The organism is Fulvivirga sp. M361, from assembly GCF_007097395.1.
GTDB lineage: Bacteria > Bacteroidota > Bacteroidia > Cytophagales > Cyclobacteriaceae > Fulvivirga.
Map to the genome: position 1 here is coordinate 1 of NZ_VKDC01000037.1, position 18,367 is coordinate 18,367.

Here is an 18,367-nt window from a genome sequence, read left to right on the forward strand (position 1 = left end):
AAAAGCTATTTTCAGCAAAATCAATATGTTATTTTCTCAAAGATTATCTGAAATATCTTCAGGGGTGGCTAAACAACTCCTCAGTACATTCTATGTTTTATCTAAAATCAGATTTCTTAACCCAATGAATAATGCGGGTTAAGACTGTTATAAGTTCTTTCCCGCGTGAGATGAAATTGATTTAGTTCACGTCTAAAAAAGAAATAAGGTATACAAAAATAGCGACCTGTTTCACTCAAGCCAAATGGTTATAAAGTGAAACAGGTCGCTATTGGTAGTATCTGATTTTCAGATATAATGATTTTTTGAGAGCTCTTTTTTGATGATATAGAGAATTTAAAGAGGCCTCACACTCAGGTTTCCATACGACTTAAAACAACCTGAAAGGATAAAATTGTAGCATCTTTACATTTTTTTATGTTTTAGAGCTATCCTTTTCGTCTTTAGCAGGCGCTTCTTCGGGAGGTTCAGAAACGATATTTCCATTTTCATCAATATAGGCCATCATATCTGCCAAATCGCTACCTTTATCATTATTCTCCTGTCGTAACTTCTTACGCTCTTCTTTCGCCTTCTTCTTCATCTGCTTCTGTTTTTCCTTTTGCTTCTTGATAAAGCTATTTTGCGATCTTGCCATAGTATAAGTGGGTTAGTTAAAAAAAGATTTAAACCTGGGAAACAGGTAATGAGAGATCATTCTGATGCACATAAACCACCAACTGGCTTGTCAGTGGGATCTCATAAAGTGCAAGTATATCACTGCCACCCAATTGCAAATATACACCCTTGAAGTCAAAAAGCCCATCAAGGAACAATTTTCTTAACCTTTAATGGGTCATGGGTCAAAAAAAGCATGTGCCACTTAATTAACGTCTTCCTCGACGTGAACGGCTAAATTGCTGTCTGGGCTTTTGACGTTTATCTTTTTTCCGGCCGTGTGACTGGTGTTGCGAACGCTTACTACCGCCACCGCTGTCATCTCTATTTACACGTATACTACGGCCCTGGATCTCGATATCATCAAAATTATTAGCCATACCGGAAGCCTGACTCTTATCTACTTCAAAAAAAGAATAGCTTTTTTGCATGGTAACCTCACCAAAGAGTGTACGCTCTACTCCCGAAACGTCTGAGAGAAAATGAATAAGGTCACCTTTAGTCAGCCCATCCATCATACCTACATTGATAAAATATCGGAGCATGTTGCCATTTGACTGAGTATTGGATGAACCATGCTTCTCATTTAAATCCGCCGGTTCACTTGCCTGTGTAGACAAGTGATCCAGTTGTGTAGTGATCAATCGCTTAATGAGATCCTCTTTACTCAACCCTGCAAATTGCTTTTCTACTTCACTGGCCAGTATATCAGCCTGTGCATCAACGGTAGTATTTTGAATGAGGTTAGCCCAGTTCTGAACCCGAATAGAAGTCAATGCCTCTTTTGTTGGCACTTCTACACGTTCAAATTTCACCTTGATCTTACCTTCGAGTTCTGAAATGCGTCTACTCTCTCTTGGATTAATAAAAACCAGTGAGATACCTTTATTCCCCGCCCGACCGGTACGCCCACTTCTGTGGGTATAACTTTCCAACTGGTCAGGAAGCGTATGATGAAAGACATGGGTCAGGTCATTTACATCAATCCCTCTCGCCGCTACATCAGTGGCAATGAGTAACTGCATGGACCTGCTCTTAAAACGTTTCATTACTGCATCCCGCTGACCCTGTGAGAGATCTCCATGAAGTGCCTCGGCACCGTAACCTTTTTCAGTAAGTTCATCCGAAATCTGTTGTGTTTCCCTTTTTGTCCGGCAGAACATTATGCCACGCATGTCTGGCTGAATGTCCAAAAACCTCCGGAGTGCAGCCAGTTTATTGCTGCTTTTGGTCATCACATATTGATGGGTAATATCCTTGTTACTTTTTTCCCTGGCATTAATGCTTACCTCTTTAGGGTGCTGCATATACTTTTTTACGATCCTTCTAATTTCGGACGGCATAGTCGCCGAAAACAGCCAGGTCACACGGTCTTGCGGTGTATACGAAAGAATATCATCAATGTCCTCTTTAAAACCCATGTTGAGCATTTCATCGGCTTCATCCAGCACCACATATTGCACGTTTTCAAGACTAATGGCCTTTCGTTTAATCAGGTCAATCAAACGCCCTGGCGTTGCTACAACGATCTGTGTGGTTTTTTTCAGGGCTTTGATCTGGGTTACGATATTAGCCCCCCCATAGACGACTTCTACATTCAGCGCCTTATTATTGCTTGTAAAGTCTATCAACTGCTTAGCTGTCTGCTGACTTAGCTCACGGGTGGGTGACATTACCAGGGCCTGAACGGCTGTATCTGACGTATCGATCAAGTCAATCAAAGGCAGTCCGAATGCCGCCGTCTTACCTGTACCCGTCTGAGCCAGTCCTATAAAGTCAGTAGGATCTTCCTGCAGCAAGATAGGAATGGCCTTTGTTTGTATATCCGTAGGGCGTTCAAAACCAAGTTTTTCAAGGACTTCAAGGACTGACGATGAGAGACCTAAGGTGTGAAAATCTGTCAAAAAGTTTTTATTAAAATGAGTTGCAAAGTTAGAATAACAATTGTTGAATCATGCAGAGATTTAATAAATTATAGCATTGCATGAATTTCCGATCATCTAACCAGAAGCAACCCAAAGAAATACGACGTATTGACTATTGAGAAGCTACCTGCATAAGGAGTCCACATAACCATGCTCCATACGTACCTAATGCGTATCCCAAAACTGCTAATAATACACCCACAGGTGCTAAAGACGGGTGAAAGGCAGCGGCAATAACAGGCGCAGATGCCGCGCCACCGATATTTGCTTTGCTACCTACTGCCAAAAAGAAATAAGGAGCCTTAATAAGTTTTGCCACAATTACCAACAGCGTTACATGGATAGCCATCCAAATCAATCCGACCAGAAAAAAACCGGGGTTATCAAAAATGGCTAAAACATCCATCTTCATTCCAATGGTAGCTACAAGAATGAAGATAAAAAGTGAGCCCACTTTAGAAGCCCCTGCTCCTTCCAACGTCCTGAATCTGGTGAACGACAGGATAACACCCAGTGTGGTAGCTACGACTATAATCCAGAAAAAACCGCTGTCTAAACTAAACTTGCTAAGGTATGGCGCATTATCACGAATATAAGGAGCTACGATATCGGCTACAAAATGAGAGAACCCGGTAACACCAAAACCCACCCCGGCAATTAACATAAAATCAGTAGTACTGGGTATACGAGCAATACTTTTACTGTAAGCTTCTATCTTATCCTTTAATGAGGTTATGGATGTAGTGTCCGCTTTGAAAAAGCCGTCTATCTGCGCTGATTTCCCTATTCCTAATAATAAAATTGTCATCCATATTTCAGCTACCAAAATATCCACCGTAATACTCATGGAATACAACTCATCAGAGGGTTTAAAGACCTCATACATCGCTGCCTGGTTAGCCCCTCCGCCTATCCAGCTCCCGGCTATGGTTGACATTCCACGCCATACTTCATCCGGTCCGGCCCCGCCAACAAAATCGGCATTCATAAAAGAAACGATCCAGATCGCTAAAGGGCCTCCTATGATCACTCCAAAAGAAGCCGTAAAAAACATGATCAACGACTTGGGTCCCAGCCTTATAATCTCTTTGAGATCCACGCTGATGGTAAGCAGCACTAAACATGCTGGTAAAAGATAACGTGACGCCACAAAATACAATTGTGAGCTTTCTACATCTACCAGGCCAAAAGTGTTAAGAAGGGATGGTAAAAAATAACTAAGCAAAATGATAGGAACGTACTTATAAAATTTTTTCCAAAAAGGACTTTCACTGGCGGCGGTTTTAAAAATAGCCGCAAGCATTAACATCAGAATTCCGAAAATTACAGCGTCGTTAGTGAACAGTGGTTGCAGGTGTTCTTTCTCCATTTGATAGTAGTTGTAACTGGAAAAGTACTGAATCGAAGATAGAATTACCAAACAGAGACCTGGCTATTCGAAACACCTGATATTATTCATGTTCAGTACGTTGTTACACGGTGGCACCGGAATCCCTGACTACAGCAATGAACTCACTTAACATCATAGCTGTGGCCCCCCAAACAACTTTATCAAAGACATCAAAATAAGGTACTTCTTTAAGTACGTTATTTCCCACTAACAGATCCTTATGTTTTATAGTAGCATTAGAAAGCAGAAGCGACAAGGGAACCTCAATGAGCTCCTTTACCTCATAACTGTCCATGACAAACCTAGGCTCTATCTCGATAAAACTAACCGTAGGCACTACATTGAAATTACTGACAGGCACATACAATGAAGACAATGCCCCTAATAATTTGACATGGTCCGGAGCGATGCCCACTTCTTCCTGGGCTTCTCTCAAGGCAGTAAATTCAATATTAGGATCTGTTACTTCCATTTTACCCCCCGGAAAACTTATCTGTCCACTGTGCACACCGCCATAGTCATGTCGCAATGTAAGGGGTATATGCCATTCACCATCTTTCAAATAAAGTGCGATCAAAACACCTCCCAAGCGGGCAGATTTTATTTTTTCCTGGTCAATACTATACTTCATTCTGTGCAATGGCATCATTAGTCTGTGTGCATCCACCCCCGGAAGAGGTAGCATCAACCTGCTTTCTAATGCCTCGATAAGATCATGGGATTGTTTTAAAGACATATATTAAATTCACTGACGATATTTAAGAAATGAGTAGACCATTGCAGCTTCAAATTTACATGACCTGATCCTGTTTTATTAACGCGTCCTCACATTATCCTATTATAAGATCACTATTAATCAATCATTGTTTTTTTTCTTTCTTTGCTCAAACTCAACTAATATAATAATTACGTGTATCTCAGAATTCAAATATCCCGGACGAGCACTCTTTCGATTATTTAAATTACTAAAAATCAAATACTTAAATTGAAAATTATGTTCTGAATTATTATCAACTATTGGAAAATCCATTACAATTAAACTAACGAGAATTACATCCTTGTTACTTAAATGATATAATTAAGGAGCATTTTTCCTGTAGAATGCATAATTTGCTTACGTTTGCCAGTAAACCAACTATTCCCATGAAAAAAACGTGTGTTTTTTTTGTAGTCCTGTTGATCCTATCAAGCTCAATATCGCTGCACTCTAAAAGTGTTAATGTATGTGGTAAAATTACACATGCCAGTACTGAAGAAGGCATTCCCGGGGCCAATGTCGTCATTAAGGGCACTTCGTATGGCACCATAACGGATAAAGACGGGAATTATTCATTAGAAGTAGAATTTGGCCAAACACTTGTAATATCTTTCGTAGGTTACCGTACCGAAGAGGTTCTGGTAAAAGCATGCAGGATCGATGTTTCCCTTCGGGAAGATGTCATCAGCCTGGAAAAATGAGTTTCCGTTAAGGCATCGTTCAGAGGCAAGAAAAACTTAAAGACTCTTTTACAGTTAAGGACGCTGCTTCCTTACAGGCCTGGTCTTTTTTTCCATCTGCCCAAAAGGTTTCAGCTAAAAACAATCGCCCTTTATCTACATAAGGATCTAATTTCAAAGCCTGTTGTAATAAACGGGCGGCCTCATCATACTGACCCGATAAATAATAATACCAGGCTTTATTGCGATAAGCCCAGGCATTGGCAGGGTCAAGGGTGATACTTCTGTCTATGTCTTCACGGCCTTTTTCCAGTTCTCCCGTCAATAAGAGTATAAAACCCCTGTTATTTAAAAAATAGGCCTGCCCCGGCTCAAAATCAAGCGCTTTATTCACAAGATTGAGTGCTTCATTATAGCGCTCTCGTTCTATTTCGAGCAATGCCAGCGCATTATATGCATTTGGCTCAAAAGCATCTATTCCAAGGGCGTGATCAAGATCTTGCCTGCTCAAGTCAAATTCCTTTTGGTAGTAGCGTATAGTCCCCCGGTTTATCCATATTTCGGCATTTCCACTATCCAATGAAATGGCTTTATCGAAAGAACTCACCGCTTCATCATAGTTGCGCATCTTCGCATGTACCAGTCCTTTCATAAAATGAACGGACGACGAATCCGGTTGCTGCCGTTCTACAAATTCGAGATCATCCAACGCCCGGTATAATTCATTCAACTCGTAAAATGCATTTGAACGGTTCATGTAGGCGTCCAAATTGTCTGGTTCACAGATCATGGCCTTTTCGTACTCTAATACGGCTTTACTGTATTGACCCAGCTCATATAAGGTAATACCAAGATTGTTCAATGCAGCAGCGTAACATGGGTCAAGCTCAATTGCCTCACTGTAAAATCGCCTTGCTTCCTGGTAACTCTGTTGTTTCAACGCCTCGTTTCCACGGATCAAAAATCGTTGCTTTTGCGTATTAACATCATTGCCACAAGCTAACATGAATAAAAGCCCAAATACTATCACCCCATTCTTCATTCAGCAAATCTAATTGAGAATGATCACCTACCCTACTATGAGTCCTTAATTAAGCCTTTCCGTAAAATGAAAAAATTAGTTATCTATTTGCATAACAAATACAATATTCTTTAGCTATCTTAGTTATTAGTTATGCAAATAGATATATAATAGAATATACTTTTATATATCGCATTATATCATCAGTTAGTCATATGAAAGGAACAAATCTCGGTGAATTCGAAGAGCTGGTATTACTGGCCGTAGCTGCAATGCAACATGAGGCTTACAGCCTGGCCATTACCAAGGAGATCAATCGCATTACTGAACGTAATATTACCTTTGGGGTGGTACACTCAGCTTTGAACCGCCTGGAAACTAAAGGGTTTGTAGAATCGGAAATGGGTGGAGCAACGAAAGAACGCGGAGGACGAAGAAAGCGAATATTCAATATTTCTACAGAAGGAAAGAAGGCGTTGGTCATAGTGAGACAGCAACGTGAAACATTGTGGTCAATGATCCCCAAATTTGTTTTCGAAAAGTCATGAAAAAGGAAGACTGCACACCACCGGCCTGGGCGGATGCATTACTGGAATGGTATTGTTCTCCTGACCTTCTGGAAGACCTGCAGGGTGACCTATACGAGCGGTACCATCAGCATGTACAGGACTATGGGCCATTTCGAGCCGCCATACTTTACATATGGGGAGTGCTACGTTTTATCCGGCCCTACACGATAAGAAGAAGGAGTACGCACTCTAAATCTAAAGCAAACCCATTCTTTCTGATTCCCAGCTACTGCAAAACGGCTTATCGCAGTTTGAAGAGGCAGCAACTCAACACTTTGATCAACATTTTAGGCTTATCTCTGGGATTATACTCATTTATTTTAATCTGTCTTTTTGTGAACGACGAGTCGAAATACGATCGGTACCTCTCTAATGCCGACCGTATTTATAGAATTACATTCAGCTATACCTCCCTTTCTTCTGCCGAACATTCAGCCTGGGTAGGGCCGGAAGTCGGAGAAGCACTAAAAGCAAATTACCCTGAAATTGAGGCGCATGTAGCATTGGTCAATGAAAAAGTGACCGTAAAAAATGGAAAGCACTCTTTCAGAGAAGAATACTTTTATTATAGTACTCCCAGCTTTTTCGATGTGTTCCCATACGAATTCAGGTCTGATAGCAGGGCACAATCCTTCTTACCGGGTAGTGTTATGCTTACTGAAAAAACAGCCAAAAAATATTTCCAAAAGTCAGATCCTACCGGCCAATCGCTTGAGATAGAAAATAAGCTCTATAAAGTAGCCGGTGTTTTGAAAGATATTCCTACCCATACCGATCTGAAATTTGATGCCCTGGTCTTAATAAAGCCAGAAAATCTGAAGTCCATCTCATGGTGGACCTTTAACTACGTTCTTTTTAAAGAGAAAACCTCTCCCCAACATTTTCAGCCTAAACTAAATGCCACCTATCAACAAGTATCGGCTCCCGAATTTGAAGAGCTGGGAATAGAGGGTCGTTATCATATGGAGGCATTGCCCGATGTACACTTCGGTGAAAAGAAGCTCTACGACACACCAAAGAGCAGTAGGTTAAATCTGTACATTTTTTCTACTGTAGCGCTTTTGGTCTTGTTAACAGCGGCCATTAACTACATCAATACTTCCCTGGGCAGTGCTGCTAAAAGGCAAAATGAGGTCGGGGTCCGTAAATCTGTTGGTGCACAAAACGGACAACTTAAAACACAGTTTTTGTTTGAATCTTTCATTATATGCCTATCCAGCCTTCTCATAGCGATAGTATTGGCCATATATAGCCTGCCTCACCTAAACTTACTTACCCAAAAAAGCATTCCTTGGTACGAGGTGACGTCACCATCAATGCTAACATTTTTGCTGGGAGTTACACTGGCCATATCACTTATTTCAGGCAGTTACCCGGCCTTTTACTTGTCATCAGTGAAGCCGGCAGACATTTTAAAAGGTAAAATGTTACTGCCTGGCAAAACACTCTTACGCAAAACACTTGTGGTGGTGCAGTTTTCAATTTCCATTGCCCTTATTATCTCAACCTTACTCATTTTCAGGCAAATGGAATTAATCCAACGCACTTCTCATGGATATATAAAGGATCAGGTCATAGCTATTGATATCCCCAGGGAGCGTACATTGAACACCACGTTACACTCATTTAAACACCAGGTAGAGACTTATCCATTTGTAAAATCAGCCTCTATGGTGGGTTTCAATTCCTGGCCTACTGCTGACAGAGCTGTAGAAGTTTATGAAGTTAACTCCAATCAAAAATGGCAGTTGAAGCCATTGAATGAAATATATGTTGATCAGGACTATTTTGATGTGTTAGGTTTATCATTAAGCGACGGCAGGACATTTGAAACAAGAGAAGTGCGGGAAGCTGAGCCAGTCGTAATTGTGAACCGGGCCTTATCAGAAAGCCTGGCCTGGAAAGACCCGCTCCTGCAAGTAGTAAATGATGAAGATGGCTACGAATACCAGGTAATTGGGGTATTAGAAGACTTCCATTTCAATTCTGTCCATGGCAAGGTAGAACCTATGCTGATCTTTCCCGGTTTGGATTATCCTGAAAAGCTGATGATTAGCCTTGAAGCAGATGATATAATTCAGACGGTCGAACATATAGAGCAGCTATGGAAAGAGAGCATACCAGAACAGCCATTTGTTTTTGAGTTCCTCGATCAATACTTCCAACAGCAATACAGTCATGAAAACCGCCTTAAACAAGTGTTTTTATTCTTCATGCTGATGGCAATTAGCATCGCATGTTTGGGGCTATTTGGTTTGATGGCGCTGATCATGAATCAAAAACTAAAAGAAGTGAGTATTCGAAAAGTATTCGGAGCCGATAAAAAACAGCTGTTAGTCGCATTATCCAAAGACTACATCTTGCTTATTCTCATTGCAATAGGTATCGCAAGTCCGCTGACAGCCTGGATAATGGATCGCTGGTTGGATGGGTTTGCATACAAAACTGCTCTTTCGTGGGATGTATTTATGCTCACCGGCGCACTTGTCCTTACTATGGCCATGATCACCATGTCCTATCATGTGCTAAAGGCTTCTTTTACCAATCCATCCTCTATCTTAAAACATGAATAACGCAAATGAAAATACGTACTGACTTTAGCGTCATATCCATTCCTTTCGGCTTGCTCGTTATTTTAATGCTATATTCTCTGAAGGTTGCATCCCAAGACCGGCTAACCATACAAGGGATGGTAATAGATAAGGTTTCGAATGAACGACTTCCGTTCGCATCAATAGCTTTAAAAAATTTGCCTTTGTCCACGGTTGCTAACCTGAATGGTGAATTCACTTTTCATATTTCTCCTAAACACCGTGAAGATACTTTGATGATCTCAATGCTGGGATACAAACAAAAAGAGATCCTTTTAAATGTTTTAACCTTTAGGCAAAAACAACGATTCTCCCTGAGTCCGTCTGAAAAAGTCCTGGATGGCATTGTGATAAAGGATAGCCTTACCGCTAATGAAATCATAAAATTAGCCATCAAACGTATCCCTGTTAATTACCCGAGCTATCCCGTATCAATGCAAGCCTTTTATCGAGAGAGTCAGTCGGTCAATGGCAACTATGTTTCGCTTGTGGAATCCGCCATCACCATGTACAATGAAAACCGTTTCAAACGCAATACCTTTTCAGGAAAAACCCGTGTAAGAGTGGATGAGTTGAGAAGAAGCTTCAGCCATGTACATAAGTACAACGATTTTTGGGATACGGAAAACCTTTTGTTACACGCATTGAACCTTAACCCTGTCCCTAACAACTCCAAAGCTCTTGAAAAAGGAAATTATCAACGAGAGCCTAACACAACCATGGATGGAAAAACAGTTTATGTACTTCGGGATACCGTTATGAGAATTGGGATCATGCGTTTTTTCGTTGAATCGCATTCTTATGCCGTTATACGTATCACTAATTCGTACAACGCAGACAATATGCCTAAAGTGACATGGGAATATGACGATTATGACTCAATGGTCATTCATCCAAAGCACAGAAACCTGGTGATCAGCTTCAGGAAATACAATGAACGTTATCATTTGAATTATTTATCCATGGATCACGCTCATCATTATGTCATTAACGGAGAAAATCGTGATGTTTTTGGAATTAAGCAAGACATTATTATCAACCAGATCAACACGAAAAACCCGGTCAAAATCGATAGAAAGGTAAAAGCCAGGCTCAACAAAACCCTGGAAAGCCATCAATATGATTTTAACAGGGAGTTCTGGAGTTCTTACAATATGCTTAAAGAAACACCCCTGGAGAAGAAACTAGTAGAAGATCTTGAAAAAGAGGTTTCTCTTCAAGACCAGTTCGAGCAACAGAGTACTAAAGAGAAGCAATAATATGAATGAAGAGAAATGATGACGGACTATTCAATTTAATAGTAAGCTATCATTTCTCAACCTGTTTAAGCGCTCAAATTAAAACGGTTAAAGCAAAGCTTCTACCACTGGTCTCCCGGTATTTACTGTTGCTTTGATGTCATTTAAAAGATTATACAACCCAAAATACGTCCGGTTCACATAAAGTCCGTGCCTGTTCCCTCTGGCCGTCTTGGAATTACGGATCTCCTTCATTTTGGACACTCTGTCCCCTACTTCAAATATCTTTTGAAAATACGTATCATCCCCGAAATTAAACGCATTACTTCGAAATGGTCTACCTAATAGTTCGATCATCTCCGTAAAAATATCCATGAAGAAAGCTTTCTCTTTTTTAGTATCCTGCACACTTAAAAAGCCTAATTCCAGGAATAGTGCTTCCAGATCATATTCTGCGTCCAGAATATCACTTTCCATCAACTTGAAATACTGTCCATAGAAATCATCAGGGATGACTTTGACACATCCAAAATCAATAATCCCCAGTTGATTGTCCGGGGTTATAATGAAATTACCCGGATGAGGGTCAGCATGGACCTGCTTCAGCACATGGATCTGGAAGGCATAAAAATCCCATAAGGCCTGACCTATTTTATCTTTCTCTTTCTGAGATGGGTTCTGTGCCAACCACTCTTTAAGATGTACTCCCTCTATCCAATCCATGGTCAGTACGCGTTCACAACTGAACTCAGGATAGTATTTTGGAAAAGCTACATGTGCTATATGGGCACTTTTGGAGGTCAGATCTATGGATCTTTCAAGCTCCAGGCTATAATTGGTCTCTTCAATCAGCTTTTGTTCCACTTCTCCTATATACTGTTCGAGCTCAGAAGTATTGACTTTAAACATCCGTGCGGCGATGGGCCTTACCATCTTCAGATCAGAGCTAATACTATCTGATACTCCAGGGTATTGTATTTTTACAGCAAGTCTCTTTCCATTTAGAACGGCCTGATGTACTTGCCCAATGGATGCGGCATTAACTGCTTTTTTAGAAAATGAGTCGAATATATCCTCCGGAGATTTGCCAAAATAGTTTCGAAATGTTTGCACGACCAACGGATAAGACAAGGGAGGAGCGCTGTATTGTGAAAGCGCAAACTTATCCTGGTAAGCAGTGGGTAATACATTTTTATCCATGCTCAACATCTGAGCAACCTTTAAAGCGCTGCCTTTTAATTCACTGAGCGAATTATAAATATCTTCAGCATTTTCCGCATCCAGTTCATCTCTGTTGAGTTCAGGGTTAAGGAGTTTTTTACTGTAATGTTTGATGTAGTTACCGCCTACTTTGGCCCCGGTTTTAATAAATTTAGACGCACGTTGTACTTTGGAAGTAGGTATTCTTATCTGCTCTTTCATTTCTTCACTTACCTGCTTTGATATAAAAATTTAGCGAAATCCACCATCATATCCAGCGGACCCCGACCCATTAATTCTATGGAAAGGTTTACCGTTTTTTCTATGGCAGCATCTGTTTGTTGAAAATTAGTGGTATCATCCCTCAGCCAAAAGTTAACAATAAAAACAAGTTGTATCCATAAGGCATCATGGTATCTGTCAGACAATATCGGCCGTTTTATAATCTCTTCTGAATCCAGACCCTCTGCGATAAGGTCGTGGATATAATCCTGGTACTCCTCTTTAAAGCTTTTCAAAAAAGAAGGTGAAAGCTCAGGCTTTTTAACACCTTTAAAGGAGTACATGATATAGCTTCGGTCTTTTTTCAACACCTCCATTAAGGTATAGTAAAAGGCCAGTAGTTTCTCCCTGACAGTATATTCCTGGTAGGCATTATCGTTTTTAAGTATCTCTAATGTGTGTATCATGTACGCTTTCCATATATGGGTTTTTATAGTTTTGAAAGACCCAAAATATTTGTAGAACTCTTCTTCAGGAAGTTTAAGGCCTTTCATGAATTGAAAAACCGAAGCAGGTTCTGAACCATTTGTCAAAACATAGTCCTTATAAGTATCCATGATCTTATTTCGACTGTCTGGTTTCTTTGTTTTAGTCGTTTTACTTGTTGCTTTTACAGTAGCCATATTGATAAACTTGATTAAGTATATAACAGTTAAACGTCAGGGTGTTCTAAATGAAGTTAAAAAAAGGAAAAACTTTTATGGAAATTTGCAGCTCACAACATCCCAATTCTAAAAGAAAAGAATTATGAAAAAGATATTGATTTTAGCCTTCATCGCCGTTTCCTGTTTTTCCTATGGGCAGGAACAAACTTCAAAAAAGAAAATTGAGGTAAAAGGTAGTTCAGAGAAAGAAATTATTCCTGATGAGATCTATTTAAGGATCACGCTCAAAGAGTACAAAGAAGGAAGCAAGAAGGTAACCATGAACCGATTAGAAGAGGGGTTGGTGAAGGTAGCATCACAGCTTGGCCTTCCCGAAGAAAGTGTCAAAGTGGATAATATATATGGCTACAACTGGAACTGGAAAAAGAAAAAATCCGAGGAGTATTTGGCGACTAAAAGTTTTCAACTAAAGGTTAGCGATGTAAAGTCGATCAACGATCTGGTGGATAAGCTAGACCCCAAAGGTATTAATAGCATGAATGTGGCCAAGCTAAGTCATTCCAAACTGGAAGAGCTAAAGTATGAACTAAAAGCTGACGCGCTTAAAGCAGCCAAAGCCAAGGCTAAGTATCTGCTGGACGCCATTGATGAAAAGCTTGGGGGCGCTTTGGAAGTACAGGAAGTGGATTATGGATATCAACCACCGATATATGCCCGTAGCGCATCTTTTGATGAATTTGAGTCAAAGGCTGCGGGAGGTTATCAATCACAATTAGACTTTAAAACCATCACCATTAAAGCAGAGTTTAGGGTAGTTTTTGAAATTGAATAGGTGAAACAATATAAAAAAGGGTGGTCTTCAACGTTGAAGGCCACCCTTCTTTATTGCTGACATATCAGAGCAGTGGTTAACATAAACCTTGTTTAAGTTTTACGCTCAATGCATCACGATAAACCTTAATTGTACATTTCGGCTCACTAAAGGAAGGTTTAAAAAATAAATGCCCCTATCAAAATGGCTCACATCTAATACGGTGGTGTTCGCACCTGCTTGTACATGGTGAGAATAGATCCTCTTACCGTGCAATGACCAAATGGAAACGTCATCACCGGAAAATGTGATACTTCCCGACGTAATATTTAGTGAATGATCTGTCGGATTCGGGTATATCATCACATCATTTACTGACAATAGATCTAAAGACGTTACTTCAGTTATATTCAAATTGAATGTATCGTTCGCATTATCACAATGGTTGTCAAATGCCTCAATAGTAATATTGACTGTCCCTGGGCCAATAGGACGTAAGCTTAAAATATCTTCATTTAATGCTAATTCGACCAGGCCGGTTGGATCAGCATAAACATTCCACGTGAGCTTTTCATCAGAGACAAAAACATCCTTCAGATCAATCCTTATCTTCTCATCCGTTAGTGTCATAGTTGCATCATCCGTTGGATTAACTACAATTGATGGGTTTGAAGACCCATCTCCACATACCTCCAGAGTAACCGGAATTTTAATCACAGGTTTTTGCGGGTCATTTGAGTGTAGGGCCAAACTATCACTATATGTGGCTCCAAATAGCCCGTGCGCATCAAATGACAGTGTTATTTCCTGGCTCGACCCAGGGGTTATAATAGCTTTTTCGGGCTCAAAACTTAACCAGTCATTTGCACCCGGACTGACTCGGGCTACTCTTGGCCCCTGCAACAAACCAAGGTCCAAATCAATTTCATTACCAACTGCTAAAAGTCCGTTTATATCTTCCTGTGATGCTACAGGATAAATTTGGTAAAAGGATATTCCTTCAGTGCCTATTTCATCGATAAGTATTTTTGCAAAACGCTCCTTCCGGGTAATCACCACCAGAACATCTCCTTCTTCAACCGTCACTCCCCGTGAATATCCGACTACAGGCACAGGAGATGAGTCAAAATCAACTTGCCCCATGTTCAAAACGCCCCTACCCCAGGGAAAGATAAAGAAGTCTTCTATTTCGAGACTGAAATCAGCTTGATTTTCAATGACTACCTGGATTGAATTCTCAGGTGTCATTTTCCGAAGTCCAAAATTCCAACCTAAAAATCCACTTGTAACCCCATCCGTTATACTATGAGGTCCGGAGAAATTCTCACTATCCAGTTTCAGCTCGACTACTAAATCACTCCTTCCCTGGTTTGATACCACCAGAAGCTGTTCAGAAGTTTCTCCAGTATCTAGATTTTCAACAAAAGCATCCTCACTTAGCGTCAAGGCTGGCGGTATGAGGCCGTTTCCTGAAACAGGTAGCTGTATTAGCCCATTATTAGGGTCATTACTGGTAACGCACAGCGTGTCGCTTATACTTCCGGGAAACAACGGGTTGAAAGATATTCCAATTAAAGCACTTTGGGATGGATCCAGTGATACACGATCGACGTTCACCTTGTATTCTTCTTTTGTAAATATCAAATCTGTAATGTTCAATGTCTCATCGCCGGTGTTTTTAACAGTGAAAAACAAACTATCCGTGGTATTTATATACTTATCACCAAAATCCAGGTTTTCAGGTGTGATTTGAATATTTGGAGCGCTGGTGACAGTTAATGTTGTAGATAGGGTTACCAATGGATCAGATAGTGCATTACTGGAAATTATAATATCATTCAAATACATATCCGGATCGGTGTCTCTCGCATTAAACAATACATTGATGGATTCAGTCTGTCCTGTGGCAATTTCTCCATTTAATTTCTCTAAATATAAGTTTGGGTCTTTGTCGATCACCTCAATGAAAGCAGACATTATTGACCCTGTAGTGTTGTTGTCAATATATCTTGCATTTTCACCAGCATACCCTGCGTATAACAAGTAGTAAATTCTGGAGATATCCGAAAGGTTGCTAATTTCGTGATAATCGTTATCGGTGCTAGTGGCAAACTTATGATTGACCGTTCCATTGTCCTCAACAACGATCATATGATTGATAGAAGGATCCTCTGTGTCATAAACACGCTTCACAAAGGCTACATAAGACTTCTCTCCTTTTTCCATCCTCAAAACAGATGTATCCATTGAACCTCGCCTATCTGCCCCCAGGTTACCGGTTATTCTAAAATAATTTACGCCTTGCGCCAGGTCTGCTCCCAAAACAAATAATCCGGGGAATTTAGCCGTGAAGTAAGCCGCATCGTTAAAAGCTGAGCTGTTAGAAAGCTGGTTATTTGTATAAGGAATGAAGTCACCAAGGTTTGTACTTAATATATTGCCTCTGTCATACATGTCATTGCCGCCGTCGGAAATATTTGTTCCGGAGAAACCTCCTGAAAAAAGATATTTACCCGGAATCAAAGAAGTAATGTCTTCATAAAACCCGGAAAGAGCATTAAGGTCATCCTGCAACTTTGAAACTGACTCGGACAGGAGTTTATTTGATCCGGCCTTCGACAATAAAACCTCAGAATCAGTAGCTGTTTCCAGTGAATATTCAAGAATACCATCACCTGTATTTGTTATGTCAAATTGTTGTACTGATGTTTCGCCGGTAAAGAGAGAAACCTCCAGGTTAGGGGGGCTTACCTCAATATCCGATAGATCAGAAGTAATGACAGACACTACGTTAGAGATGGTAGAGGTATTGCCGAAAAAATCATCCGACCTTAAAGCAAAAAAGTATTGTGTTACCGGCATAAGGCCAGTAATCAGCCTTAATTCCATAGTCCCTGCTGACCTTGCGGCTTCAGTTGCTACTAACCGGGCCAATTCAAAGTTGTTGTCATCAATAGGAGTATTACTCATTCTGATTTCATAAGAACCGGATAAAACATTATCCTTATCGCCGGGAGCCGTCCAGGTAAGTTTCAGCCGATCCTGACTGATCTCAACCGCCGACAGGTCCGTAACTCTGTCAGGTGGGATCCCTACATCCGTTACTAAAGAGGCATAAGCATTTACACGACCAGCCCCCAAAAGTCCTGCAAAAGACGGATTACCGGCATCGATATTATCTGCATTTTCCATTAACCGGGAACGCACCTGATCCGGTGTAAACCCTGATCCTCCAAATTGTGATACAATCAAGGCCACTATGCCGGAAACATGCGGACAGGCCATTGAAGTACCTTGTAGGAATCCATAAGTATCATTGGGTAGTGTGCTTAAAACCCCTCGAGCATCATTAATCCCCAGGTTTACTACGCCTCCCGGAGCTGAAATATCGACCCAGGCCCCATAGTTTGAATAGCTTGCTTTAACATCGTTATGGTCAGTGGAAGCCACGGCCAAAACCGGATCATAATATGCAGGATAACATTCTTCGTCGGTATGACTATTCCCTGCTGCAAAAATAACAATGCCGCCCTGCATTGGCCCGACAGGATTTCCTTCAGCATCATACCCCGCATGGGCTATAAAGTAATCGATACCGTCTAATACAGATTGCTCATAAACTCCGGGCTCAGGATATCTCCAGCTATTTTGAGAAATAACTGCTCCATTATCCGCTGCATAAGCATAAGATTCTGCCCAACCGGTGGTACCAGGTGTATCGGTAAGTATCTGGCAGGACATAAGTCTGACACCATCGCCCGTGCCGCTCCCTCCTGCAATGCCACTAACTCCTATCCCGTTATTACTTACTGCGGCTATGGTACCGGCCACATGTGTCCCGTGCCTGTCCGGAAGAATATTACTTGTATTGTCGGCTAAATTGTACCCATGTATATCATCAATATAGCCATTACCATCATCATCAACACCTGCTACACCGTTTAACTCTGCGGTATTTGTCCACATGTTTTTGGCCAGGTCTATATGATCAACATCGATCCCCCGATCATGGATGGAAACAATTACCTGGTCGCTTCCTCTTTGTATTTCCCAGGCTTCCTGTAAATCAATATCCGCATCTACCGTACCTCCACTTTGACCGGTATTATGATAATGCCATTGTTCACGGTAACGCGGATCATCAGGAGTAGAATTCAACCCCGGGTAAGTATAACTCATACCTCCTCTGATATCCGTTTTTAACTGCGTAAAGTTATTTTTTGGTATGTAATCCAGTTGCTTCTCCCGAAGCTGTTCTACCCGTTGAAAGGACTTATTTTGTGCATAATCTACTATAAGTTGTTGGATACCCGGAGACTTATCAGCATCAAAGGTTATTTCATACCATAAATGTAAGCCAAACGCTCTGCGGCGTTTGGCATACTTTCCTCCATCAGAAAATATTCTCTTAAAAGTTAGCGCTCCACAACGTGCATTAAGGACATCAATGGAAGGCACCCCTACCTGTACATAATTATCCGCCGTGCGAGTGAATAAAGATTGAGATACTCGAGAAGCAAAACTCTCTCTAAATTTAACCCTGATCACATTTTTTACAGGATTCTGTTGAGCGAAGAGACCCGTTGTCAGCAATGCAAGAATTACAGATAATAATGAATGTTTGGGGGACATGAGTGGTTT

General features: G+C 40.8%; 13 protein-coding genes. 5 read left to right on the forward strand and 8 right to left on the reverse strand.

The features are described from left to right. Positions 1-415: 415 nt before the first annotated feature. The 4 genes from FNH22_RS26145 to FNH22_RS26160 all read right to left on the reverse strand — a co-directional run bounded on the left by FNH22_RS26145 (position 416) and on the right by FNH22_RS26160 (position 4,708). Positions 416-637 (reverse strand): cold-shock protein, encoded by a 222-nt coding sequence (locus tag FNH22_RS26145; RefSeq protein ID WP_143401468.1) that lies wholly within the window; start codon positions 635-637, stop codon positions 416-418. Between the two features lie 229 nt (positions 638-866). Beyond that, positions 867-2,561 carry a DEAD/DEAH box helicase gene (locus tag FNH22_RS26150; protein WP_143401469.1) on the reverse strand — a complete coding sequence of 565 codons (1,695 nt, stop codon included), beginning with the start codon at positions 2,559-2,561 and terminating at the stop codon, positions 867-869. Between the two features lie 133 nt (positions 2,562-2,694). Further along, entirely contained in the window at positions 2,695-3,951 is a 1,257-nt protein-coding gene (locus tag FNH22_RS26155; RefSeq protein WP_143401470.1) for a DUF819 domain-containing protein, read from the reverse strand. A gap of 103 nt (positions 3,952-4,054) precedes the next feature. Then, a complete protein-coding gene (locus FNH22_RS26160; protein WP_143401471.1) occupies positions 4,055-4,708 on the reverse strand; it encodes a CoA pyrophosphatase in 654 nt (217 codons plus the stop codon). 407 nt (positions 4,709-5,115) lie between these two features. Here FNH22_RS26160 and FNH22_RS26165 point away from each other — a divergent pair, with 407 nt between their 5' ends. Further along, positions 5,116-5,430: a carboxypeptidase-like regulatory domain-containing protein gene (locus FNH22_RS26165; protein ID WP_185154422.1), complete on the forward strand. Its 315-nt coding sequence runs from the start codon at positions 5,116-5,118 to the stop codon at positions 5,428-5,430. Positions 5,431-5,449: 19 nt separating this feature from the next. On the opposite strand, the gene FNH22_RS26170 is transcribed toward FNH22_RS26165, so the two are convergent. After that, entirely contained in the window at positions 5,450-6,451 is a 1,002-nt protein-coding gene (locus FNH22_RS26170) for a tetratricopeptide repeat protein (RefSeq protein WP_143401473.1), read from the reverse strand. Positions 6,452-6,645: 194 nt separating this feature from the next. Here FNH22_RS26170 and FNH22_RS26175 point away from each other — a divergent pair, with 194 nt between their 5' ends. Genes FNH22_RS26175 through FNH22_RS26185 form a run of 3 tightly spaced genes read left to right on the forward strand, consistent with a single transcriptional unit; the run spans position 6,646 to position 10,849 of the window. Further along, positions 6,646-6,978 carry a PadR family transcriptional regulator gene (locus tag FNH22_RS26175; protein WP_143401474.1) on the forward strand — a complete coding sequence of 111 codons (333 nt, stop codon included), beginning with the start codon at positions 6,646-6,648 and terminating at the stop codon, positions 6,976-6,978. After that, positions 6,975-9,572 (forward strand): ABC transporter permease, encoded by a 2,598-nt coding sequence (locus FNH22_RS26180; protein ID WP_143401475.1) that lies wholly within the window; start codon positions 6,975-6,977, stop codon positions 9,570-9,572. The genes FNH22_RS26175 and FNH22_RS26180 overlap by 4 nt, the downstream gene beginning before the upstream one ends. A 5-nt stretch (positions 9,573-9,577) precedes the next feature. Then, positions 9,578-10,849, forward strand: coding sequence for a carboxypeptidase-like regulatory domain-containing protein (locus tag FNH22_RS26185; RefSeq protein WP_143401476.1), 1,272 nt, complete (start codon positions 9,578-9,580; stop codon positions 10,847-10,849). Positions 10,850-10,936: 87 nt separating this feature from the next. Here FNH22_RS26185 and FNH22_RS26190 read toward each other — a convergent pair whose 3' ends face one another. Both FNH22_RS26190 and FNH22_RS26195 read right to left on the reverse strand, forming a co-directional pair. Further along, entirely contained in the window at positions 10,937-12,250 is a 1,314-nt protein-coding gene (locus FNH22_RS26190; RefSeq protein ID WP_143401477.1) for an AarF/ABC1/UbiB kinase family protein, read from the reverse strand. Between the two features lie 8 nt (positions 12,251-12,258). Then, positions 12,259-12,933, reverse strand: coding sequence for a TetR family transcriptional regulator C-terminal domain-containing protein (locus tag FNH22_RS26195; RefSeq protein ID WP_255518162.1), 675 nt, complete (start codon positions 12,931-12,933; stop codon positions 12,259-12,261). 124 nt (positions 12,934-13,057) lie between these two features. Here FNH22_RS26195 and FNH22_RS26200 point away from each other — a divergent pair, with 124 nt between their 5' ends. Continuing rightward, on the forward strand, positions 13,058-13,747 hold the full coding sequence (locus tag FNH22_RS26200) for an SIMPL domain-containing protein (protein ID WP_143401478.1): 690 nt from the start codon (positions 13,058-13,060) through the stop codon (positions 13,745-13,747). A gap of 105 nt (positions 13,748-13,852) precedes the next feature. On the opposite strand, the gene FNH22_RS26205 is transcribed toward FNH22_RS26200, so the two are convergent. Continuing rightward, entirely contained in the window at positions 13,853-18,358 is a 4,506-nt protein-coding gene (locus FNH22_RS26205; RefSeq protein ID WP_143401479.1) for a S8 family serine peptidase, read from the reverse strand. Positions 18,359-18,367 lie beyond the last annotated feature (9 nt).